The organism is Paenibacillus sp. FSL H3-0286 (assembly GCF_045040705.1).
Taxonomy (GTDB): Bacteria; Bacillota; Bacilli; order Paenibacillales; family Paenibacillaceae; genus Paenibacillus_AQ; species Paenibacillus_AQ odorifer.
In genome coordinates, this window is record NZ_CP150285.1 from 5,198,937 (window position 1) to 5,223,072 (window position 24,136).

Annotated in this window: 22 protein-coding genes and 1 pseudogene; 5 read left to right on the forward strand and 18 right to left on the reverse strand. The window is 43.7% G+C overall.

The genetic code is table 11. The annotated features are described in order from the left end of the window. Positions 1-488 precede the first annotated feature (488 nt). From MHB37_RS23470 to MHB37_RS23495, 6 genes and pseudogenes are all read right to left on the reverse strand, one after another. Positions 489-566: pseudogene (locus MHB37_RS23470) on the reverse strand (transcriptional regulator); the annotation flags it as partial. 278 nt (positions 567-844) lie between these two features. After that, positions 845-2,020, reverse strand: a complete 1,176-nt coding sequence (locus MHB37_RS23475; protein ID WP_076184230.1) for an MFS transporter — start codon at positions 2,018-2,020, stop codon at positions 845-847. Between the two features lie 23 nt (positions 2,021-2,043). Continuing rightward, entirely contained in the window at positions 2,044-2,862 is an 819-nt protein-coding gene (locus MHB37_RS23480; RefSeq protein WP_076194965.1) for a MerR family transcriptional regulator, read from the reverse strand. Positions 2,863-4,002: 1,140 nt separating this feature from the next. Beyond that, positions 4,003-4,980, reverse strand: a complete 978-nt coding sequence (locus MHB37_RS23485) for a phosphotransferase (protein ID WP_339244382.1) — start codon at positions 4,978-4,980, stop codon at positions 4,003-4,005. Between the two features lie 249 nt (positions 4,981-5,229). Beyond that, entirely contained in the window at positions 5,230-6,153 is a 924-nt protein-coding gene (locus MHB37_RS23490; protein WP_076130257.1) for a helix-turn-helix transcriptional regulator, read from the reverse strand. A 276-nt stretch (positions 6,154-6,429) separates the two neighbouring features. Further along, on the reverse strand, positions 6,430-7,611 hold the full coding sequence (locus MHB37_RS23495) for a CynX/NimT family MFS transporter (RefSeq protein WP_076277410.1): 1,182 nt from the start codon (positions 7,609-7,611) through the stop codon (positions 6,430-6,432). Between the two features lie 178 nt (positions 7,612-7,789). Between MHB37_RS23495 and MHB37_RS23500 the strand changes: the two genes are divergently transcribed. The 3 genes from MHB37_RS23500 (at position 7,790) to MHB37_RS23510 (ending at position 9,697) form a co-directional block, all read left to right on the forward strand. Continuing rightward, positions 7,790-8,650, forward strand: a complete 861-nt coding sequence (locus MHB37_RS23500) for a LysR family transcriptional regulator (protein ID WP_248548368.1) — start codon at positions 7,790-7,792, stop codon at positions 8,648-8,650. 80 nt (positions 8,651-8,730) lie between these two features. After that, complete coding sequence (locus MHB37_RS23505; RefSeq protein ID WP_076130260.1) at positions 8,731-9,138, forward strand: VOC family protein; 408 nt, start codon at positions 8,731-8,733, stop codon at positions 9,136-9,138. A gap of 82 nt (positions 9,139-9,220) precedes the next feature. Beyond that, entirely contained in the window at positions 9,221-9,697 is a 477-nt protein-coding gene (locus MHB37_RS23510) for a hypothetical protein (protein WP_076194765.1), read from the forward strand. A 103-nt stretch (positions 9,698-9,800) separates the two neighbouring features. Here the strand turns inward: MHB37_RS23510 and MHB37_RS23515 are convergent, their stop codons facing one another. The 5 genes from MHB37_RS23515 to MHB37_RS23535 form a co-directional block, all read right to left on the reverse strand. Next, positions 9,801-10,130, reverse strand: a complete 330-nt coding sequence (locus tag MHB37_RS23515; protein WP_218640442.1) for a DUF6678 family protein — start codon at positions 10,128-10,130, stop codon at positions 9,801-9,803. A gap of 344 nt (positions 10,131-10,474) precedes the next feature. After that, complete coding sequence (locus MHB37_RS23520; RefSeq protein ID WP_405168584.1) at positions 10,475-11,620, reverse strand: hypothetical protein; 1,146 nt, start codon at positions 11,618-11,620, stop codon at positions 10,475-10,477. A gap of 307 nt (positions 11,621-11,927) precedes the next feature. Next, the gene (locus tag MHB37_RS23525) at positions 11,928-14,096 is read right to left on the reverse strand and encodes a serine hydrolase domain-containing protein (protein ID WP_081387570.1); all 2,169 of its coding nucleotides are present in this window, start codon (positions 14,094-14,096) and stop codon (positions 11,928-11,930) included. Positions 14,097-14,298: 202 nt separating this feature from the next. Next, positions 14,299-14,652 (reverse strand): VOC family protein, encoded by a 354-nt coding sequence (locus MHB37_RS23530; RefSeq protein WP_405168585.1) that lies wholly within the window; start codon positions 14,650-14,652, stop codon positions 14,299-14,301. 160 nt (positions 14,653-14,812) lie between these two features. Continuing rightward, positions 14,813-15,424: a DedA family protein gene (locus MHB37_RS23535; RefSeq protein ID WP_405168586.1), complete on the reverse strand. Its 612-nt coding sequence runs from the start codon at positions 15,422-15,424 to the stop codon at positions 14,813-14,815. 85 nt (positions 15,425-15,509) lie between these two features. Here MHB37_RS23535 and MHB37_RS23540 point away from each other — a divergent pair, with 85 nt between their 5' ends. Together MHB37_RS23540 and MHB37_RS23545 are read left to right on the forward strand one after the other, a co-directional pair. Next, positions 15,510-16,955, forward strand: coding sequence for a hypothetical protein (locus tag MHB37_RS23540; RefSeq protein ID WP_076218438.1), 1,446 nt, complete (start codon positions 15,510-15,512; stop codon positions 16,953-16,955). 247 nt (positions 16,956-17,202) lie between these two features. Then, positions 17,203-17,415: a hypothetical protein gene (locus MHB37_RS23545; RefSeq protein ID WP_038572647.1), complete on the forward strand. Its 213-nt coding sequence runs from the start codon at positions 17,203-17,205 to the stop codon at positions 17,413-17,415. 85 nt (positions 17,416-17,500) lie between these two features. On the opposite strand, the gene MHB37_RS23550 is transcribed toward MHB37_RS23545, so the two are convergent. The 7 genes from MHB37_RS23550 to MHB37_RS23580 form a co-directional block, all read right to left on the reverse strand. Further along, on the reverse strand, positions 17,501-17,812 hold the full coding sequence (locus MHB37_RS23550) for a hypothetical protein (RefSeq protein ID WP_076281529.1): 312 nt from the start codon (positions 17,810-17,812) through the stop codon (positions 17,501-17,503). 120 nt (positions 17,813-17,932) lie between these two features. After that, positions 17,933-18,808: a cysteine ABC transporter substrate-binding protein gene (locus MHB37_RS23555; protein ID WP_076130267.1), complete on the reverse strand. Its 876-nt coding sequence runs from the start codon at positions 18,806-18,808 to the stop codon at positions 17,933-17,935. A gap of 19 nt (positions 18,809-18,827) precedes the next feature. Then, on the reverse strand, positions 18,828-19,583 hold the full coding sequence (locus tag MHB37_RS23560; protein ID WP_405168587.1) for an amino acid ABC transporter ATP-binding protein: 756 nt from the start codon (positions 19,581-19,583) through the stop codon (positions 18,828-18,830). 22 nt (positions 19,584-19,605) lie between these two features. Beyond that, positions 19,606-20,283, reverse strand: a complete 678-nt coding sequence (locus tag MHB37_RS23565) for an amino acid ABC transporter permease (protein ID WP_036683130.1) — start codon at positions 20,281-20,283, stop codon at positions 19,606-19,608. Further along, positions 20,264-20,929: an amino acid ABC transporter permease gene (locus tag MHB37_RS23570; protein WP_076186917.1), complete on the reverse strand. Its 666-nt coding sequence runs from the start codon at positions 20,927-20,929 to the stop codon at positions 20,264-20,266. The genes MHB37_RS23565 and MHB37_RS23570 overlap by 20 nt, the downstream gene beginning before the upstream one ends. Positions 20,930-21,146: 217 nt before the next feature. Next, positions 21,147-22,262, reverse strand: a complete 1,116-nt coding sequence (locus MHB37_RS23575; protein ID WP_405168588.1) for a glycoside hydrolase family 88 protein — start codon at positions 22,260-22,262, stop codon at positions 21,147-21,149. Then, the gene (locus MHB37_RS23580; RefSeq protein ID WP_405168589.1) at positions 22,252-24,117 is read right to left on the reverse strand and encodes a DUF2264 domain-containing protein; all 1,866 of its coding nucleotides are present in this window, start codon (positions 24,115-24,117) and stop codon (positions 22,252-22,254) included. The genes MHB37_RS23575 and MHB37_RS23580 overlap by 11 nt, the downstream gene beginning before the upstream one ends. Between the last annotated feature and the right edge of the window lie 19 nt (positions 24,118-24,136).

Sequence of the window (24,136 nt, forward strand, 5' to 3'; positions counted from 1 at the left end):
CCTTTCTTCTATTTCTTCTGTTTCTATAGATATAACACTTGAGTAGCCTCAGGCGTGACATTTATTTCTTCCGGCTGCACAGCAAATGAGACCTACAGATGAATCCCGGTTGGTGATCCGCTTGAACATTTGCATCACCTTCTCAGCCAGGTTCCCGTTTTTCCAGTATTGGGATGCATTGGCATGGACCTTAATCAGAATTACATCCGGTCATCATAGCCGGTCTTCAGGAGCGCCCCGCAAATAAAGGCAGGGCCTACATTGGTGGGGGTTGGCGGCAGTGACTTTCTCTCGCTGGACTTTCCTAGGGATCGGTAACGTAAATGGAGTTACACTTAGCTTAGCTGGCAGCTGACAACAGCCTGACTCCACGATGTAGAATCCGGTACTTTTACTACAAGCTAGTCGCTCTGGGCACCCTTGAACCCCTCGCGGACAAGAACACCAAAATACTTTTGGCCGACAAACTTCTCGCCATGAACTATCCAATAGTAACGATAGCACGTATCGTGATCCACTTTTCTCGTCCTAAGTATGCCAATCTGGTCGTAATAACGCAGTGTCATCTCCTATCTACAACATAATGTGAGTATACAGTTTCCCGTGCTGAGAAACGTCAATGATGCTTTTATTCATTCGAGAAATTACTCTTAGATGAACAAAAGCAGCCGATCGTGTTGATCGGCTGCCTTCTTGTTTTTATTAAGATATCGGTTCACTCTAGCTTAAAGTTCAGGTAATGAATCGACATGTGATTCGACTTCAAAAATAAATTCTTCGAGGTTATCGCAGTCAAACCAAAAATCAGCGAAAAGGTTCTCTTTGTCGTTTCCCAATCCATTTCTTATTTAATAACCATAGTAGTTTTAGTCCTACTGCTCATTTTTTTAAATAGTAAGAGGGCAAGAAGTAAAGCTATGCATACAGCGGCAAAACCCAGCCAATTCAAATATAGGACAGAGGTACGACTGATGACTAACCCGCCTAATCCAGATCCCAGTGCAAAGCCAAATTGGATGAACGAAGTATTTACACTAAGAGCAATGTCCGGATTTCGAGGCGCCAGAGTAACCAGATATAGTTGCTGGGCCGGGGAAATACTCCACGTTGCTAACATAAAAATCATTAAAACCAAGATTAAAACCAACAAATTGACTCCGGCTAGAGCAAATAAAAGCAGAGTCGCTCCTTGTAACAGAAGCCCGAGACAAATGGTAAATTTCGATCCCTTTGCATCTGCCAGTTGTCCGCCCAGCCTTGATCCGACAAAGCTGCAAATGCCCGCCAGGAACAGAACACCGCTAATTTCGGTCATGGAAAGAGAGGACGTGGCTTGCAAGAAAGGCGTAATATAAGTAAACAGTGTAGAATAGCCGCCGACATAAAATAACGTAATAACCAAGGCCATCAGAATGGTTGGATTTTTTAAAATAGAGAGCTGCATTCTGAGGGTAACCTTCTCCTCTTCTTTGATTGCCGGTACCTTTTTATAGATGATAAGTAATGGAAAAATACTTAATAATCCGATTAAAACAAATAGCACTCTCCATCCAAACAGCTCACTAAAAAATGTTCCCACAGGAACACCAAGCACTAGTGAACTGCTAAGCCCCATCAAAATGATACCGATGGCATTGCCCCTTTTTTCTTTTTCAACGAGTCGGGTCGCTATTGCCATGGCTACAACGGTAGCGATTCCTCCGCTAGCCCCTTGGATAATACGTATCCATAGTACTGTTTCATAAGCAAGATCTACAAACATAAGTCCGTTGCTGGCAATAAACACACCTAGGGTGGTCATTAGTAGTTTCTTGCGGTCTGCATTGATCGTTAATGCAATCAAAACCGGAGCGACAATGGCTGCAGAGAGGGCAAACACAGTCACCAATAATCCAACTTCAGAAGTAGATACTCCCAAGTCCACAGCGATCATCTCAATAACTCCTGTAATAATATATTCAATGGTTCCAATCAGAAAAACAGCCAGTGCCAGAATATAAATGATCCGTTTATTTTTCAATTTCCCCCACTCCACTTCTTCTGTTATCTATTTATAATGGGAATTTGTATTTCTATGAATTGTGCATCTCGTTCTGGAGATAACGGTAAATATAACTCCCTGCCCGGTTCGTTCTCCTTGATCTGATAGTTGTTTTTCTCAATCCATTTAGCTAAATGAACACAGGCCGCACAATCAAAACTAGTATTTGAATGAAAAGCCATTGTGGCCATCATCGGTTCAGGAGGAAGAGTCCGTAGCTGAAACGGTTCTGGAAATGATCGCAGCTCACAGGTTAAAAAATACCCGACTTCAAACTCAAACTCATCCTCTTTTCCTTCGACTTCTTTCCACAAAACAACCTGAGGGCCTTGAATGAATTGACGATTTTCCGTCGTTATAAACTGATCAAATTGACGAAGCAAATCCGGAATGTCCTCTTCTTTCCCGCATGCTTTCTGATAAAGAAACAATTGAGCACCCTCTGCTTTGACTCTGATTTCTTGACCCGTTTCGAATTGCCCCTCTTTTTCTATAAGCTGCATACGTTCCTCAATCCTGACGAGTTTAGCTTGTTCCGTATCGATGATATGCTGGATTTCGCTTCTTTTCAGCTTAAACATGCCTTGAATATTTTCTAATGAAATATTTTCCTGAAGCAGCTGTTTAATTTGAGGCAATGTAAAACCCAATTCCTTATAGATTAAAATTCGGTTGAGCTCAAGGAGCTGATCTGCGGAATAGTAACGGTAGCACGTATCCTGATCCACTTTTTTCGGCCTAAGTATGCCAATCTGGTCGTAATAACGCAGTGTTTTTAAGGATACCTTGCTTAGCCTAGAAAATGCACTGATTTTGAACAAAATATCATCTCCAATCTATAACATAAGGTGAGTATACAGTTTCCCGTGCAGGGGAAAGTCAAGGATGCTTTTATTTATTTGAGAAATTACTCTTAGATGAACAAAAGCAGCTGATCGTGTTGATCGGCTGCCTTCTTATTTATATTAAGCTTCTTTCCAAGGTTTAATTGGTGCGTTATAAGCCAATAAACGTTTTCACCTTTGCCCATCCTTAAATTATCGCACGGAGTAGCTAGGTTGGGCTATAGGTAGCTAATTCCGCGCACGGTGTAGATAGCTTGAGCTAAAGGTAGCTAATTCCGCGCACGGTGTAGATAGCTTGAGCTATAGGTAGCTAATTCCGCGCACGGTGTAGATAGCTTGAGCTATAGACGGCTAGTTTAAGCACTTGGTAGCACGTTTAGGAGCAAATTTGGCTGGCGGCGTTCTTTTCACCAACTGTTCGGACTCAGTTGCTCTTATTTCCACAATTCAGCTCGTTTTGCCACACTATCGGACTCAGTTGCAGCTATTCCCTCAAATGTACTTCTTTTCTACGCAAATCAAGGGCAATAAGAGCTATACAGTCCGAAACCTTCGCAATATGAACCCATATGCTGAAATAGCTGCAATACGGTCCGATACGATCAAGATCGCGCAAAAGGCAGCTAGTTTCGAGACATAGGCGGCTAGTTTGAGCAACAGGTAACAAATTCTGCGCACGGAGTAGCTAGGTTGGGCTATAGGTAGCTAATTCCGCGCACGGAGTAGCTAGGTTGGGCTATAGGTAGCTAATTCTGCGCACGGTGTAGCTAGGTTGAGCTATAGGCGGCTAGTTTAAACACTGGGTTCACGTTTAGGAGCAAATTTGGCAGGCGGCGTTCTTTTCACCAACTGTTCGGACTCAGTTGCTCTTATTTCCACAATTCAGCTCGTTTTGCCACACTATCGGACTCAGTTGCAGCTATTCGCTCAAATGTACTTCTTTTCTACGCAAATCAAGGGCAATAAGAGCTATACAGTCCGAAACCTTCGCAATATGAACCCATATGCTGGAATAGCTGCAATACGGTCCGATACGATCAAGATCGCGCAAAGGGCAGCTGATCGCGCAGCTGGCTGATCGTGATTTGAGACAACGTTTCCCGTTAGTAGAACAAACTATTCCCAGTAAGGAGTCCCACTAAAAAGAAATTCTTTTTTATTTACATATAACTTAAATTCCCGACTTGCTAATCTACTAATGTGACTGGGTAACCACTCATTAGATTCAGGCAACCCAAGCCAAAAATTCATTGTTTCGAGTTGGGCAGCTACAAAGAAGCCTTCTAACTGTTGAACATAGTTATGAGGCAGGTCGAATTGTTTGGCGTATGATTCTAGCAACTGGCTTCTGAACGCTGGGTGGATATAAGAAAGTGTCCAACCTAAATCGAATAAATAATATCCGAACCCGCAAGCTCCAAAATCAATGGCTCTAGCTTCTTGTTTATGAAACACATAATTACTTGGAATCAAGTCTGCGTGAATTATCCCCCAGTTGCCAGGTGTTCTTTCTATATCGTTCATCATTAAAATTGCACGCTCACCGGCCAATTGCAGAATTTCCACATCATTTTTATTGAGCTCACCACCGTCAGCAAGCTGTTTGAGCTTTTCTAATGATTGTGAAATTCTAGTATTATCAAAGGATGGTCTAGTAAATGATTGCGGAACCTTCCAAATAGATGATTGTTTATGAAGCTTTCCGATCAATTCACCTACGCACTCGGCATCATTGATTGTTGGAACAAATTGTTTTTGTTCACCCTCTACCCATTTTACCAATGTACAGTTCATGTCAGCTATCTTAGTAACATATTCACCAATGTTATTTTTTATAGGTGACGGTAACACCAGATCAGTATCATTTATTAATGATTCCAGCCAAATCATTTCTGAATGAATGACTTTTTCCTCAGACCAAATACTTTCCATCGAATCATTTTTTGATAGATGTATCCGCAAACTATAGTAGTTACTTTCCTTATCTGTCACTTTATAGATGGCGTTTGCATTTTGGCCAATATGAGCTATTGATTGATAAGTAATCGAATAACAAGTTAATGCTTCTATTGCAACATCATGAGTATTTAACATGTACTCCTCACTCCCCCTGAAACAGCCGAATAAGGACATCGTACCATGACTTTTTCTAATAGTTCGGGAGAGAACTCTTATATTTATATTTTATCCACCACTTAGTTTATTAAGGTAACTTGCCCGTTAGTTGAATAAAGGCAGCCGATCACATTTACTGACGGGCTGCCTTTATCGTGTTTATGGAACTAGCGTTTCCCGTTAGCTTAACGCCATTGCCTATGCATCACCAATCTCCGATATACGTGTCTACTTTACTTTATTTAATAAGTTTGTCACCATTCTACTCAATGTCCCTTGATCGACGAAAGGAGCAAGGCTTGCCAGCAGATCTGGGCTAAGATGTTCAGCTTCGACTCCACTAATTAACTTCTCGAGATTTTCCCTGTCCAGAAAAGGTGCGAGGCTTATGATCCGGTTCGCATCAATAGTGCCATCTGCAACCCGGTCTACCAAGCGGCTTAACGTTTCTCTGCTAATAAAGGGTGCCAGCCCTTGAACGAAATGCCAGCTCAAGCTACCCTCTTCTGCTTGTTGAACCAACCGATCTACATGTTCTCTTTCAAGAAACGGGGCAATTCCAACAAGATTGTGCACTTCTAAGGAACCGTCAATCGATTTATCTACCAGTCGGCTTAATGTGTCGCTGCTGACGAACGGAGCGAGTCCAGTAATGGCATTCCACATAATTTCGCCCTCTTCTGCCTGACGAACCAGTTCATCCAATGTATCTGTTCCAAGGAACGGAGCCAGCCGCATGATCACGTCTAACTTAAGGACGCTGCTGTCTAATCGTTCTGTAACCTTATGCAGAGCGCTTGCTTTTACAAACGGTGCTACTTCTACAAGCTCTTCCACCTTCATCTCACCGGTATTGACCATCTCTGCAACTTGGTCCGGCCTGTTCTCTGCGATCTCCTCAACGATCGTTCCTAGGTGCTGGTGCTCCCGATTTTCTGAGTTGTCTCCTGCATTTAAAATGTCGTCTACCGTTTTGCCGAATAACCTCGCAAACTGCGGAAGCGTTCCGATATCCGGTAGCGAGTCGCCCCGTTCCCATTTCGATACCGCTTGATGACTTACATTCAGTTGATCGGCAAGTTCCAATTGGGTCAAATCCTGGTCTTTGCGAAGCTTCGAAATATAAGCTCCAATTTTACGCAAGTCGAGCATTGTATACCTCCAATAAAACAAAATGTACAGTGCGCACTGTCGAAAACAGCATAGCATTTCCTCAAACGCAATCCTATCAAGCGGTGGTTGAATTTTCATAGGCGCTTTATTCAACTGTCGGTAGAATTCTCCACTTTTGTCACTTTCATTTATAGGTTTTTTTCTACAGTTCATTTCCATTATCCTGCCTGCTAGTTGAATTACACCACGTACGTTCATAGGTCCATGCAAGCACAACTTCACTAATTGATCAACATGAAGTATCACACGAAACCTTTAATGGAGACGAGAAATGGATGGAGAACTTTTTTTATTTCCTATAGCCATTTGAACGATAATCTGAAGCACGATGATTACAGCCAAACCATAGAATGCTTGAACGAAGCTGCCTGTTGCATCGTGGAGCCAGCCAATCGCTAGCGGCCCAAGCGCTCCGAGAATGTAGCCACCAGATTGGGTCATTGCGGACCAGCTACTAGCTTCTTGAGCATTACTTGTTTCATCAATGGGCAACATCAGTGCAATCGGGAACAGCCCACCCGCTCCAATACCGAGTGGAATCGCCGCGAGCCAGGGGCTAACGGATAGGTTCAGCATCAAGACACCCGTCAACTCTAATATTGCACACCCGACAAGCCAGAATACACGTCTTTGGTAACGATGTACAAGCATCGGAATGAACAAAGTAGAGGGCAGCGATATCAAGGTAAATAAAGTTTGGATTTTGCCGGCAGTCTCTTGGCTATACCCCTGGCTTTGGATTGCTGGCGCAAGCCAAGCGGTCAACGAATAGAAGATCGCTGCCATCAGCCCGAAGAATAATGTCAGCACCCAGGCACGTCTATTGTTCACCGGAAGTGGTGCATTAAGTACACTCGAGATTTTACCGGATTGTCGATCTGTGCGCGCAGACCAGGCTAATCTCAACCAAATCGGCAATGCAATGACTGCCAGTAATGCCCATACAGCCAACGAGCCTCTCCACGAACCACCCAATGTATACTGTAGCGGAACCGATAGTCCCACACTAATGCTGGCCCCCATCACCATCGCTGTAGAGTAAATACCCACCATGGATGCCACTCGGTCAGGGAAATACTGCTTAATGAAGCTGGACAACAGCGGCCCTGCCAATGCAATTCCTACACCGGAAAGAAAAGAAGTGAACATCATCAAAGGAGTTGTACCAACAAACCATCGTAATCCCGTACCTAACCCAATGAGGATTAAAGCCAGAACAATTGCGCCCTCATTTCCCCACCTTCTGCTTAATCGTACGGAGAACGGAGCAAATATGCCCATGCATAATACCGGAAGTGTGGTTAACAAACTGGCGGTAATCCCGCTTATACCCAGATCATTCTGAATGATGCTCATTAGAGGAGAAATGGATGTAATGGGTGGCCGTAAATTCAGTGAAGCCAGGATAAGCGCCAAGACGATATAAAAAAGTTTCATTATGAATCACCTCATGGTAGTATCGTTGCATTCTCCCATGACCCTTTGTTAATAACAGATCTTTGGGCGGTGCACGATTAAGTATAGAATCATTAGAATGATTGAACAATACTATTGTTTCTATTAAAATGATTACTAAAACCAATGATTAGAGGTCATTCATATGGAGATTCGTCAGATGGAAAACTTCATTGCTGTGTGTGAGGAGCTTCATTTTACACGAGCAGCTGAGAAGCTTGGCATATCTCAGCCTACGTTGAGTCAACAAATACGCGCGCTTGAGGATGAACTCGGAGTTCCCTTATTTGACCGAGTCGGCAAAAAGATTGTGATGACTCAAGCAGGAAATCTGTTTTTGGAGCACTGTGTACAGATGATTCGGCATTTACAGAATACCCAGGATGCGTTAGCTGAATTACGCAATGATCAACGAGGTCGGTTGGTAATTGGTGTTCTCCCTTCCGATCTGGACTATCGGCTCACCCCATTGCTCGTGAATTTTCATACGCGATTCCCCAAGGTGCAGCTGAAGCTTATCTCTTCGATCTACGTCTTGAATCAAGTACTGGATAATGAAGTAGACATCGGGATCGAGATCACCTCTGCTCCAGATGATCGGCTTGTACGCATTCCCTTGTGCAGTGAAGAATATGTACTTGTCGTTTCTGAGAATCATGATTGGGCTGAACGAAGCACGATTGTAATCCAGGAACTGCGTAATATCCAAACTGTGATGTTCCCCGAAGGATTTACAGGCAGAGAATTGGTTGATGGCTATTGCCGAAAATATGGATTCAGCTTAAATACGATCATGGAGACCAGTTCGGCAACTTCCATTATTAGCTTGGTGAAAGCCAACGTCGGAGGAACATTGCTGCCTTACCGTTTGATCCAAGCAATGAATGAACCAACACTACGCTGCATCCGAATTACAGACGATCCGCCATATCGTCACTTTGAGATCATTCATCGGTCCGACCGTTTTCTGACAAAATCGGCCAAGGCATTTATTGAGAAAACTATCGAGTATTTCAACTAAAGGTGAGATGCGAAAGAGATCGCTTCTGCTGCCAGAAGTAGAGTATAGTAGGAATGAAAATATATTAGGAGGCTACAGCCATGTCACAGGAGATTTGGATTAACCTGCCAGTCAAAGATGTTGAGAGGTCAACTGCCTTTTTCAATGAGATTGGATTCCAAGCGGTGAGTGTTGGTAACGAGAGAGCTAAGCTTGTTATAGGTCAAACAACAATTCTGCTGTTCCCGGATGCGGCGTTTGAGAAATTTACTGGTTCAAAAACCGCAGATACTTCCCATAGCGCTGAAGTAATCTTCTCCATTGGTGCTGAAAGCAGAGAAGAAGTAGATGCCTTTGTCCAAAAAGTAGAGGCTGCTGGAGGAAACATCTTTGGCAAGCCAAGTGAGACTGACGGCTGGATGTACGGCGCAGGATTTGCCGACCTGGACGGTCACCGCTGGAATCTGCTGTACATGGATGAGAGCAAAATGCCAAAACGCGAAATTTGAAGCGAAAAGCCAACACCAACAAATCCAAGATATGGTGTAATGATTCGGGCTTATACGTTGATGAAAAGAGCTGGGGAACGGAATGAATAAAGAAAATAGGGACTTCGCTGAACGAGTTCTTAAACATCTTTGTATTGGGGCAAAAATTGATGGTCTTAGATTTGGAGTATCAAGTGGTGCTACTCAAGTTTATTTAACTAAGTATGAAGGCTTCGATGATTTAGCTGGTCAACTGTACCTGAACATTGAATCAAAGTGGACTATATTGGATTCAGTTCCCTCTCAATACCCTAGTAATGAAAGTCAAATTGCAGATGTTTCTGAGGAAGAAAAATACAGTCAGATCATAAAGATGAGACGTGAAAAGATTATAGATATACAATTGGGAGACAGCACTCCACATTTAATTATAAGCTTTGAATCAGGTAGCATACTATTTGTTATTGGTTTTCATGAGAAGTATGAATGTTGGCAGGTGGGAGTAGAATCTGATAACTGGCTAGTTGTTGCATGTCCAATGAATGGAATTGCTACATGGACTTCAAATAAATTTGAATAATAATAAAACACTCCATTGTCAGGAGTGTTTTTTCTTTTATATACAGATATACATTTAATGGTCAAACTGTACTTTGTGTTTGGAAGCATTGAGGTGAAGCGTATTATATATAATCAATGAATTCATTAGTTTTGTTATATCCATAAATTATGATGGAGTCGGTAGTTACTTCACCTGGAACATGTATTTTTTTCAAGATTTGAATTAAATCAGCATTTATCGAGTCATCTTCAGCATGAATTTCTAACCACTCAATAAATTTATAACCACCATCTGAAAAATGGTAATACCAATCTCCATCCCAAAGGCTGATATAGCCAGTATCAATGTCTTTAATCCTCCATTTGGTTGGAAAGGCATAGTTGAGCATTGCTTGTCTTATTTCTTCCCATTTTGTGTTGTTCATTAAAGGTTTTAGTTCATTTGAATCCATATATTCACCTTTTTCATCCATCAGTACTGAACGTGTTTATTCCACTTCATCATTTTCTCTTGTACAAAACTGCCCGGTAGTTGAATGAAGGCAGCTGATCGCTTTGACTAACGGCTGCCTAATCGTATTTGAGCTAGCGTCTCCCGTTAGCGTAATGCAATCAGTAAAAAGCTTCCCCCTACTTACGGTTCACCGCTTTGGTTGAAGCTGTGAATTTTGGGGCCACTCTTATATCAACCGAGCACTCATTTTCGGCACGTGACAATTTTCCCAATTAGCTTTTATGAACGCCCGATGCATGAGCAAGCGTGTTGTACTTGAGATAATCATCATATTACTGATCGTCACTCTGCTGTGAATTGTTGTGTTGAGTTCACACCCTCCACAACTTGGCCGCTAGACAGATAGTAATCTCTTTGCACTGAACCGTCTGTTTTGGTGCTTTTGACCACAAAGACCTGGCCTACTTCTATCGGCATCAGATAGTTATCGTAAGGAAGATAATTGTCCACCAGTGGAAGGTCTTGGATATCTTCATAGGCGTCCTCCAATCGCCAAAATTCTCGATAGGCGTAATCCTTGAACCCGTTCAAATCCTGCTTACCAAAATAAGATGCTGCATATTCCTTGCCCTGTAAGGAGATGTAATCTACTCTGGATGGCTCAATATCTTTAGCAATCCAACTTAGGTTCTCAGAATAAATGTTATCGCCATAATGCTCCTGTAATTGATTGCCCATACAAGGGATGGATTGGGTCTTATAGTCCATTTCATCAAGCCCGGTATGCGCTGAGCCGTAAATGCCCATAACGCTCTCATTGCCCAACTTCTCAAATTCGCGAATAAAGTTTTCCGTCATCGTGTCTTCCCGATATACGCCGTCTTCTTTGCTGTAAAAAACACGGCCTTGCCGGATCGCTTCCATTGTTAAAGTATACTTCTCCGATTCTCCCAGATCGTTTGCCACAAGATAAGATAAATAGCGGCTCCCGGTAGTTTCATATTGATGCCCCATGTCTGTGCCGTGGAAAATCGTCTCCGGACACTCGCTCTTTATTTTTTTGTAGAACTCTTTGACATCAGGGTTGTGACTACGTGTCCGTTCCCAATCATCATAAATCTCCTCTAAAATATCATCATTGTCCGACTGCATCCATAGATTCAAGTATTCGGCGGTAAAATAGGGCAGCTCGACGAATAAGTGCCTCATGCCCTCGTTATGGTAGTATTGAGACCACAATTTATATTCCTTGTCCAATATCTTGGCTACGCCGTGTGCTTCACCGTACAGATAAATGCTGCCCGATGCTTGCGCTACCACAGGTGTCACTATAGTCGGCTGCGCAGATTTACTTGCTGTCTTGCCTGCGGTGGAATTATCGCAGGCAGTAAGGCTACTGACCACAAATATAACGATCAGGGCAAGCAGCAAAGGGTATACAAGCATCATTTTCGCTTTTGCTACGAAGATGAGATTATGGTCATTCATAAACTAGGATCAACCTTTCATGTACATTTATAAATCCATAATTTGGTATTCCCTAGCTGATGCAAGATTTCCTGCTATCTCATCTTTAATTCTATATAGATTAAGGGAAAATGTGTCCTTTAGCGCAAGGAAGGTAGCCGTTCATATAGGCCAGCTACCTTCGTTTTAGATTAAGCTATTGTTTCCTATTAGAATGAATCAAGGCACTTTTTATGTATCTTTTTAGTTTATCCAACTTTTCTTAGGGAATCTACTTTCATATAGGCAGGACTATATCTTGACTCGTTATGAAATGCCTACTGCGAAGTTACTGAGTGGTAATCTCGAACTTCGTACCAGCATCTCCGGCGAAAACAATAGATCCTCCCGCGGGCAGTTCGACCTGATCCTTGCCACCGATGACACTGAAGTAGATGCATTTTCCCCTGGCATTATAAACAGCGAAGGAAGTGTTCGGGGACATGCTCACCTTAACGATCTTCCCCCTGTCCTTTTCGCTTATCGCATACCATTGGGCGTATCCGTCAGGCAGAATTGTAACGGTTGACATCTTAGTGAAGTTAAAAGGCTTCACGGCATCCTCGTTCACTAAGAGGATTTCACCCATCTTTAGGTACTCAACGCCGTCTTGTGTAAAGAACGTAAGACCTAAAAGATCTCGCCCGCTCATTCCCGGTATTTGCAATTCGGAGATGGCCGTATTCGGGCCGGTTATTCGCTTATCAAACACGTATCCAGGCAACTGTTTCGACACATTCAAGTTGATGGTTACCGATGTCAAATAAGAAATCGACGTATACTTCCCATTCAGCAGATAATACTTCTTGCCGTCGCGCTGCATCCATGCTTTTTTTGTCTTTGTCGAAAGATCTTGAGGCTGGAGCTTTTCCGCGTTGTACTCTGACAGAGCCGTCTGCCCAAGAGCTGGCACCGAAACGTATTGACGAATCCATAAGTAAGTGCGGCCATTCTTATTCGTCACAAAGCTGATCATCACTTTCCCATCCGCACTCTTAAACGTGCCGTCCGCGGAATACTCGTAGATCTGTACCGGGTTATCAGATGGCTGCTCCGAAGTAATGGACATGACGCCGCCTTCGTTAATATCGATGTTAAACGTTCCTATATACGTACCATAGATTCCCGAATACTGCAGCATGGATTCTGGCATATCAGCCTTTACCGGCACGCCGTAAGACTTCTCAGGCTTGATTTCAGCAATTATACCTTTCTCCTTCAGCGCCTGAAGTAGGATTTCGTTCGCCAAAAGCTGGTCGTACGTGCCGCTCCCACCGGAAGAGACAACAGCTACCGCCATCTCCTGCTCTGGAAGCACAACGAGTGACGCGTGATAGAGAGTGACGTCCCCGCCTTTGGTCAATGCCTTTATTCCGTATTCGCTGAACGGATACAGATTGACGCTGTCCCAGCCTAGACCGTATTCGATTGAGTTGTCCGCATCGTCAGGCCACAAAGGCATCTTGTACTCGTTTTGCGCCATGGCCGCAACCGATCTACCTGATAAGACTTCTTCCGCTTCCCCCGTGAAAATCGTTGAAAATCGAGCCAAATCCTCTGCCGTGGAATAGATACCTCCAGTCCCTATCATGTTAATCGTCTGGTTGGGAAGTTCTCCTATATAGTTATGATAATAGAGTCCCGCCATCTTCGCCGTGTCCGGAGAATCGAGCGGCGTCACCGTATTAGCCATACCCAGAGGTTCTGTAATATATCGATGGATATAAGAGGTAAAGTCCATGCCGCTGACCTGCTCGACCAAAATCTCGGCCAGCGTAAATCCGTCATTGCAGTAAACCGAATAAGCGCCCGGGTCTGCTTTCAAGGTCTGCTCGGACAGTTGCTTCAGCAGTGTGTCGTGGGCATAGGTGTCGTTATCTTCGAATAAATCGGCGTTCATCACCGATGATCCGTTCAGACCGGAAGAATGATTCAGCAGCATGCGCGCTGTAATCTGCTTATAGCGTGCATCCTTCATCGTAAACTCGGGGATATAATGGACAACCGGCGTATCAAGATCGATTTTCCCTTGATCGACCAACTGCATAACGGCAACCGTGGTAAACATTTTACTCGTCGAGGCGATCCCATACATCGTGTCTTTCGTGAGCGTCTTCTGTCCCTGCTCATCATTTCTGCCGGATTGGCCAGATACAACAATGTTGCCATGATCGATAAGGGCGTACTGTACACTGTTAGTATCGTAACCTTTCGTAAGGAGATCGGCTTTCTCATTTGCAGCTTTCATGGTTAATTCGTAGGTGAGCCCAGCTTCGTAAGAAGGCGAGTCCACTTCAATCGTTGACACGGTTATCGGAGCAGCACTTGACTCGATCACCTCAGTCGTATTCAGTCCTATTGCTATGTTCTGCGTCTCTGTCGCTTTGTTGTCGTCGCAGGAGGTTAACAGCAGAAGCAGACATAGCACAGCTAGCATTATCCATCGACTTTCCATCATTTGAACTCCCCTTCCGGAGTTTTGGTAGATATAACACTAAATTGGTATATTTATATATTAATGAAAAATTAGTATTTACGCAAAACTGCCCGTTAATTGAATAAAGACAGCCGATCCACTCATCGGCTGCCTTATGTCATCATTTAGCTATCGCTATTCGATAGTTTAACAATCAAGATTTCTGCACGCCGTGACCACTCTTCTAATGTCTATGCTCAAGGATGTTGATAAGTTTGCCAAACGGGTCGCGGACATAGAATCGCCGAACACCCCAAGGCTCATCAACAAGCCCATATTCTATCGGAAATCCAGCTTTCTTCATGCTTTCAAATGTAGCATCGACATCATCGACTTCAATTGATAGATCAGGCGTAGGCGTTTCTGAGCCACCCTGTGAGGCAAAACTAATCTGAATACTCATCTCCTCGTCTAAACCATAAGTTCTAATCCAACCATGATCCATCATTAAATCAAGACCGAGCACATCCTCGTAGAAGCATTTAGCTGCCGCGAGATCCTTCGTGTTTATATTGGCGACGATTCGTTTGACCTTCATTTCAAACCTCCCAGACATAAGTAGATTATCCTTGAATATAGAATGCATTCAACATATAACAGTTAATTCTAGCCTCGACGTTCCTGACCTTTATTTATCCATATTAAGCTGCGGAGGCTCACCGAGCAGAAAACACCAGAAAACACCCGAAGAGCTGGCATTAAGTCTGGTTACGAAATCTCCGTACTAACCACCTCAACACAAGAAGCACCACGATTCCGCAAATGGTATAACTGATTGGGCGAATAAATTGCTCAACGATACCCCAGTTGTCACCTAAGCGGCATCCCAGATAGATCAAAGCTAAGTTCCACGGGATACAGCCGAGTGCTGTAAATGTTATGAATCTCCAAGCTTTCATTCCAGCAACCCCTGCGGGCAATGAGATAAAAGTACGAATAAAGGGCAACATACGAGTAAAAAATACGGTACTCTCGCCATAACGCTCGAACCAACGCTCCGATTGCTCCAAATGATGCTCATTCAAGAGAATATATTTTCCGTATTTCTCTAATAACCGGCGTCCACCTGCCTTACCAATATAGTAGGCAATGATGGAACCCAGTAGGTTTCCGAATATCCCAGCGACAGCAACTTCCATAAAAGTAAGCGAGCCTTGCGCAATCAGCCAGCCACCGCTGAGCATAATCACTTCACTGGGAATGGGGATACAGGCACTCTCTAGAATCATCCCTAACCATATGCCCCAAATACCCATAGAATTAACAAGGTGAAGCGCGGATTCAGATATCCACGTAAATAGTTGATGCATGAGTGTTCACTCCGCTTCATAAATTTTACTATTCCTTAAGAAAGTCTCGTTATAATTGAACAAAAAACGGGGGGAAAACAAAATAATGATGAAATTCAATATACACAAATTTTTGTATGGCATATTCGTTATAGCCGCTATCTTGCTGATGTTCCCTAAATTTTCTTACAATGATCCCGATACCTTCTGGCATATAGAGCTAGGACAATATATGATCGGGCACGGACAAGTTCTACATCATGCCATACATACTTTTTACGGAGATAAGCTGCCCTACGTCCCTCATGAATTCGGATTCCAACTGCTCGTTGCCCCGCTTTATGCAGCTTTTGGATGGCCGGGTGTGTATATTTTGACCGCTGTATGCTTGTTCTTTTTAGTGCTCGGATTGCTTCGGCTGGGTAAGGTTTCACGCAAAGAACTGGGACTTCAAGAAGACCATGTACTCCTGCTCCCTTTTGTGCTGCTAATTTCTTGCTGGATTTATTATAATTATTTCAAAGGCCGTCCACAGATGATCTCTTCGTTTATGATTGTCTGGTTTTTCGTATATTTACGTGAATATCAAATGAGTTCTCAAAAGAAATATGCCGCTGCGATGATTGCTCTTTCTATTGCCATTGCCAATTTCCATGCAGGAGTATGGCTTGTAATTGCTGTATTTACAGGGATGGCTCTGCTTGAATCCTTGATCCAAAAAACGCTGAATGGGCGTAAAATCATAGTCTTCAGTCTCGTCTGGTTCGTTGGCATTCTAAATCCAGGCGGCGTAAAAAGTCTCTTGTTTATTTTGACAGTTACGAAAAAGAACTTTAACCTGCTGATCAATGAATGGCAGCCGATTCGGTTCAATAGCTTGGAGAACTTGCCCATCTTACTATTGCTTTTGTTCTTTGCCTGCACACTTCCTTTTGCACTCCAGCGTAAACCGTTCCGTTTTTTTCTTATGCTTGGGATTCTATACCTCGGTGTATCAAACTTCAAGCAAAACCTATTTATGTGGCTGTTCATCCCCTATTTTGCGGCTGTATTTTTTGATGCGCTTCCTGAGTTCACCAAAACAGGTATTCTAGTCCGACAAAGTACATTACGAGGGTTACTGGCAGTTGGCCTGCTGCTAAACATTGCTTATCTATTCCTTGTACCACCAGTTATTGACGCCAAAAAATATCCTATAGATGAAATGGACTATATTCTGCAGCATACATCTGAAGGTACACGTCCGAAAGTTCTCGCACACTACGGTTCATCCGGCTATGTCATGTTTCGAGGGGGAGATGTGTTATGTGATGGCAGACAAGATCCCTTCGTGACAAAAGATTCTCTTGGCGTATTGGGTTGGACTGCTTTTGAACGCTCGATGCACGGATTCTCTGAATACCTTCCCGAGATCGTTAATTACGATCAGCCCGATTATGTAATTACGAGCAAAAAGGTCTCCTATAAACTACTCAAGGAATGGACACAAAAATTTGGTCAGCCCGTATTTACAGGGACCTATGGCAGTGTCTTCTCGTTTATCCCAGAGTGATGATCCGGCTCATTAATTCCTCACTCTGTAGAACGCAAAAAAAAACGCTGACCTGAGGCAATCTAGCCTATAGTCACCGATCCGCAAATAAGTATTCTGATTAATAACATCCGCATGGTAAGGATATACATAATTAAGACAAATAAGAAAAATAAGTTAGTAAAATATCAAGTCTAGCGTTGATTGTTCCTAAATTGTATAGTATTTTATGGAAGAAAGGTAATTTAAAAGAAGGGAGGAATTAAAAATGGACAAGATGTGTATGGAAATGATGATGAACATGTGTATGGATGATATGATGTCTAAGATGAACTGTATGAAGATGGGCATGGAAAAAATGTCTGAAATGGGCATGATGGATATGAACATGGATATGATGATGAAAAAAATGCAGGACTGCGATGAAATGATGACTATGTGTATGACAATGATGCGCGAAGGAATGCAAATGTCTAAGTAGCCTATAGACCATCGTAAGTTTGGCAGAGCAGACTAACTGCATGCCTTTTTTTATTTTCTATTTATTATTACAATGTGAGCTTAAATTATATCCTGATATATCTACTCTGAATCTTCTTCGATAGATTAATCCGTTCCTGCTTTAACTCCCAGACTTTCTCTTTCCACCGGTACTGCTCTACTGGATCCGCACTTTCCCTCAGCTTATTAAATAAATCCATTAATATTGCATTTATATCGTCGAATTGAATCCACAGCTCTTTCACACTTTGTTCTGTTGTCTCAGCATGAGAAGCCTTGCTCAGCTTATTCAAACGGTCTATGATGTCAGCTTGCCACTGTCCATCGTTAATTGCTTTGGCGTAGTTTAGAAGATCCAGATAATCATCGACAGACATTTTCACCGACTCCTTATTCTGTGTATACCCAGTATTATACTCGGCATTATAGAAATTGCAATAGTCTATCTGTAGAAAAGGCATCTTCTCAGATGCCCCCCCAATGTTATTCCCAATCCGTTACTGGATTTTCCCGCCTTCAACGACAAGCTCATCAGTATATCCTTCACCGTAAATTTCATTTAAGGTTTCTTTGTAGGCTTGATGGATAAATTGTTCTTTACCAAGGGTATCAAGTTCTGTATTAATCCAGTCCAGCAATTCCTTATTCCCCTTTGCCACTGCTGGAGCTATTGTATCCTGACCCCCGAAAGCAGGAATGCTGACCGTAAATCCAGGATTTGATTTAGCCCAAGCAATGAGTTCTGTATTATCGTTAGCGATTGCCGCCCCCCGACCATCTTTAAGCGCTGCAAAAATCTCGGTGTACTGATCGAATTTGAGCAATTCAATATCCGGATATTCTTTGGTAAAATAGGTTTCCGCTGTCGTACCTTTAGCTACAATGAGCTTTTGCTTGTTCCCTTTTAATTGATCAATGGAAGTGATTGGAGCACTGTCTGGGGATACGATCCCAAAGGATAATTTCATGTACGGATTAGCAAAATCCACTTTTTCTTTTCTTTCCTCGGTGACCGTAAAGTTAGCCATAATGATATCAACCTTACCGGATTCAAGATAAGCCACGCGGCTGGCAGCATCAACTAACACAAATTCAACCTTCGAGTCATCCCCTAGCAGATCCTTGGCAAAGCGTTTGGCAATATACACATCAAATCCTTGGTTTTTACCCTCAGCGTCCACATAACCAAAAGGTGGTTTGTCTGCAAATACGCCGATCTTAATCTTCCCTTTCTTCTTTAGCTGTTCAATAGAAGTGAATTTAGAAGATGCTGAGTTTCCGTTGTTATCCGAACTATTTCCGCAAGCAGCCAATCCCATCAATAATATACTTACACCTACCAGCATCGTTAGCCATTTCAAACTTTTCTTCATTTCTCTTCCTCTCCTATTTCTATAATTTTTCGTACTGAAATATATCCAGAAAATGCTGGGCACGTTCTGTCGCAGGGTGGGTAAAAAATTGTTGCGGGGCAGCGATCTCACATATCTTGCCTTGATCCATAAACACGATCCGATCCCCAACCGATTTGGCAAACCCCATTTCATGAGTCACGATGATCATCGTCATTCCTTGCTGAGCAAGCCCTAAGATCACATCAAGCACTTCCCGAACCATTTCCGGATCCAAGGATGCTGTCACTTCATCAAATAACATAATCTCCGGATTCATACATAAAGCTCTTACTATAGCTATTCTCTGCTTTTGTCCACCGGAAAGCTGGCGTGGATAGTCCAGTTTACGCTCAAGCAGCCCTACCCGCTCTAAGAGCTGTTCCGCTTGCTGCGTTGCTTCTTTAAGCTCTCTCTTTTGTACTTTCAGAGGGCCTAGAAGAATGTTATCCATAACCGTCATATGCGGGAATAACTCATAATTTTGAAAGACCATTCCGATATGCTGCCTAACTTCACGCCAATCTACAGCAGCCCCCGCGAGGTTCTGCCCACGATATTGCATCGCCCCTTCCTGAACCGGTTCCAAACCGTTAAGACAACGCAGGAACGTACTTTTTCCACAGCCAGAGGGACCGAGAATAACGATTACTTCTCCTTTTTCCACCTGCAATTCAATGCCGTCCAGAACCTTTCGCTCTCCAAAATATTTGTGTAATTGTGTAACCTCCAGCAGGAGTTCTCCGGAATCTGCCATTACAACCGTTCCTTCCTAAGCCTTAATTTTGCCATCTGCTTTCAACTTTTTTCGAAAGTCTGGATAACGGAAAACATACAGAAAAATATAATATAAAGATAAAGCCGTATACCCAGAATGAAGCGGTGGGCGCTTTTATCACGCCGAGTTCAATGATCTGCTGCCCGATCTTTACCACCTCAATCACTCCAATCAGCACCACCAGTGATGTTGTCTTGATCATTCGTGTGGCAAGATTAATCATTCCCGGCAGCATTCTGCGTACAGCCTGCGGGATCAAAATATGCCGATAAAGTTGACTGCTGCTCAGACCTAGCGCCCTGGCAGATTCCACCTGATGTTTTGGCATAGATTGCAAAGCTCCACGAACAAGATCGCCAATCTCCGCAGCTCCCCATAAGCTGAACACCAATATAGAGGTAGCCTCCCCGCTGATATCGATATGAAGTAATGGAGAGAAACTGAAGTGTACTACATACAGCCACACTAGAATCGGAATAATTCTAAAGGTCTCCAAATAAAGACGTAATATAAACCTTAATGGCCTCGATCCCAGCGTCCGGAGCAATCCCATAAGGATCCCTAATAACGTACCGATTCCAATAGAGAGAAATGAAATTTCAATCGTTACAAGTAAGCCCCCTAATAATCGTTCGAAATTAGAACCTTCAAAAAGCACCTCAATCCCCGAATTCTGCATATCTCACCTTCCTTTCCACCCAAGTCAATAAAAGCGATAAGGGCAGGACTAACACCAAATAGGCGAGTACCAGAAGGAGCAGAGACTCCGCTGTTTTGTAATGCATGCCGATCAAGTCTTTTGCCACATTCATCAAATCCATTAAAGCAATGGCACCTACAATAGAGGTCTCCTTCAGCAGAAAGATCGCATTTGCCCCTAAAGAAGGAATACTTATCGCAAAGGCTTGGGGAAAAATAACATATCTGACCAGCTGCAGCTTAGACAGTCCAATGCTCTGACCTGATTCAATCTGCGATTGGCTAACTGCCTCGAACCCACTTCGAAAAGCCTCCGTCATATAGCTCCCGCCCAAAAATGTCATGCCTACAATCGCACAGGTCATTTCACTAAAGTGAATTCCGATCTTAGGTAAGCCATAGTAAAGAAAAAAGAGCTGCACAAGTAAAGGGGTGTTCCGTGAAAGCTCAATGTAGATCTTAATAACATCACTGACGATTTTGACCTTATAGTACAAGACGATACTGAACAGTAATCCAATAAGGAGTGAGAATACAATAGCTAACAACGCTAGCTTCACTGTCAGCCACATCGCCTCACCATAAAGCGGCAAACTCTCGTAGATAAACTCCCAGTCTAAATTCATATCTGAGTAACCCGATCCCCTTTTCTTAATTTCTAATAATTATCAAAATCTTACATTAAACCTTACGCGTGGTGATATGATTTTATTCATACTATTCCAAGTAAATAACTACGTTTTAAAACTCTTGTATAGTAGTCCACAAAAAAAACCGCTAAGAGATTAGTCTTAGCAGTTTCCTTGTTCTATAGAATAAACCTTGCCCCACCCTAACATCCCACTACCAATAGCCTCGGATGCCGGTCTGCAAGCGGATCAGCGCTTCCATATAATAATAATCTCCCCAAATCATATGACCATCAGGCACACGTCCACCTCTCACATGATAAGAACCATGCTTTAGAAGTCCCTCTGCTTCCGGATTTCCAGATGTCGCATAATGTTCCACTAGAGATTTCATGCTACGGTGTAAAGCAACTTCATAAATGGCCCGGTCCGGATCGTCTACGCCTAGGTGATCGAGCAGTTCCAAAAGACCGGCTGCCGCAATCGCCGAAGCCGAGCTGTCGCGAGGGGTCTCCGCTCCCACTGGCACATCGAAATCCCAATAAGCCACACTATCCTCCGGTAGATGGCTGATAAAATAATCCGCTAGGCTCTTAGAAGTCTTAAGAAAATCCTCATTCTGCGTATAGCGATACGCCAGAGCAAAACCGTATATTCCCCAAGCTTGACCACGTGTCCAGGTCGATCCGTCCTCATAACCTTGATGTGTTCCTCCACGAATTGCATTTCCGGTAGCCGGATCAAAATAAAAAGTATGGTAAGAGGAGGCATCCCCACGCACAAGAAATTTCCGGCTCTTAAACGCATGTTCGAGCGCTATTTCATAATAGCGCTTATCTCCTGTTTCCTCAGCTGCCCAGAATAATAGAGGTAAATTCATCAAGCAGTCAATAATGATACGTCCCGCATTCTCCGGGTCACTCTCCAGTCCCCAGGCCTGAAGAATCCCTGCTGGTTCACGCCAGCGCTTGCACAGCGTGTCCGCAGCTTGCAGACCGACAGCTCGCGCCGCTTCGCTGCCCGTTATTTTCCACTCCGCTACTGCGGTCAGTGTATACAAGAAACCAATGTCATGATGGTCCAGGGCGATGTGCTGATCCAGACGATGCTTGAAGTCCCCTAACCAAGAGGCTGCCGCCTCCTTATAGCATGAATCCTTACTATATTCATAAGCAAGCCACATCATCCCAACATAGAAACCCTCTATCCAGTCGCCGTTGTCTCCCCATTCGTACTGTTGCCCCTCAGCGATATGAGGCAGTTTGCCCGGATGGTTAGCCATATTGCTCCCAACTTTGTGAATCGCATCCTCAATAGCCTTATTCCACATCTTTGTTTCTCCCTTCCCTTAAATCAACAGTATGCAAAAGTGTATCGTTACTAGGTTCGTATACAGCAACCCTTCCGTCCGAGTGCCATTGAATAAGCGGCGGTGAAGCAAGACTTGCCTGGTTCTCCGGAGTATTCGTCGCTCCGAAGACAGCAGATATCAATACTTGATCTCCCGGTTCCAGTCTGGAGCACAAGCTCGGAAGAAGTGTCCGCGGCTTCAGCAGATTGGTATTTGGCTCGGGATATACGCACTCTCCCCGATCAAAGCCGCTTAGCCTATGTATGGCACTGATTCCCAAGGGCAGCTGTACCGAAACAGCAGTGTTCGATACCTTAATGATTTCCCGTTCACTGTGCGAGAAGCCAGCTGACTGGCCAATGGCAAATCCACCCTCCGCTACATCCAGCCGCCGTGCAGTATGAATGCTGTGAACACGAACATGCCATAGACCTGCCGGAATAATCCATGTCTCCACATGTACATCACTCCAGGGATGCCAGCGGGAATATACATAGCTGTCCCCGATTTCCCAGGTCTCGCAGAATCTGCGTACCCGATAGTGTTCATCACATTCGCATAGTGCGAGTGTAGAATCGTAAGCGCCTTGAACCAACCCGTAACCCGCTTTCGGGACACTAAAGCCAAACAGAGTGGAATATGCAAATTTAGAATATTTGGCTGCACTATGGGCCATATCAAAGTTAGCCATCTGGCCAGAGGTATAGGCAATAACCTGCCTGTTTCCTTCCGGACGACTCACAAGCATTCGCGCCTCTTGGAGAGCCCGTACCTCTTTCAAAATAGGCAACGGCTCTTCCTCCGCCTGCCAAAAAGGATGATCATCTGGCAAGGCAAGAATAAGCATAGCTTTAAAGGCCCAATACGGAGATCCGGGGGCGTTGTAGTTCTCTGTCATGACTAGATTCGGATAAGCATATCCGATGCTAAGCAGTCCGTCTAATCCCATAATAGGTTGTTCAAACCACCAACGAAAATGGCGCATAATGATTCCTTTAAGAACGCCATATGAAAAAGGAACCATATCTGCATACACCAGCGCACTCCAGAATGAAACCTGTGCAAAACGATAGGTCAGGCTACGACCAAAAGGAAGTGCGCTTCCGTCCTCAGCGAACCAATAAATGAAATCCTCGGCAAATCGTGCGGATCTTTCCCGATAAACAGCAGCTCTCTGAGGATCATCATCCGCCATCAGCTTAGCGTATATCAGCGTATAATAATGCATAGCAAAAGCAATATAATAGTCCCTCTGATCGGTCAATCCATCGGAATACCAACCGTCACCAAGATAGTAATTATCGATCTGCGCTAGATATTCATCCATTATGCTCTGATCATAAGGTAATCCGACTTTCTTGAAGCCCACATTCACAAGAACCGTGAACATCAGCCAGTTATTCGGATTGGAACGATCCACATGATTAATCTGATTTAGCCAGTTATATACATTCATTTTCTGCGTGTCGCTCAGCGGCTCCCACATTTTATGTGGTGCAAGAGCAAGCCCCAGTCCCAACACGGCCTGCTCTACCATACGCTGATCTTTGGTAGTAAATTGCCCCCAATATTCTTCATGCTCCGGGTCTGTTCCGTTGATGATCCCTTCCAGAAACATCGGCCAGAGTGCACTTTCCCCTCCACCGCTGGCATGGGGAACAAGGCCCCATAGAGGACGGGCGAAAGCTTCCATAAGCGCTGTAGCTTCATTGTAAATCGATCCTGTAGCGCCCATATTAATTCCTGCACAACCAGAGGTAAATCTGCGCTCCAGTGGAGTATATAGTTCATTTAGGAACATCTGTAATTCATTTTTAGTGCCCTTTATTCCCACAGCAATGTTTCCTCCTGTC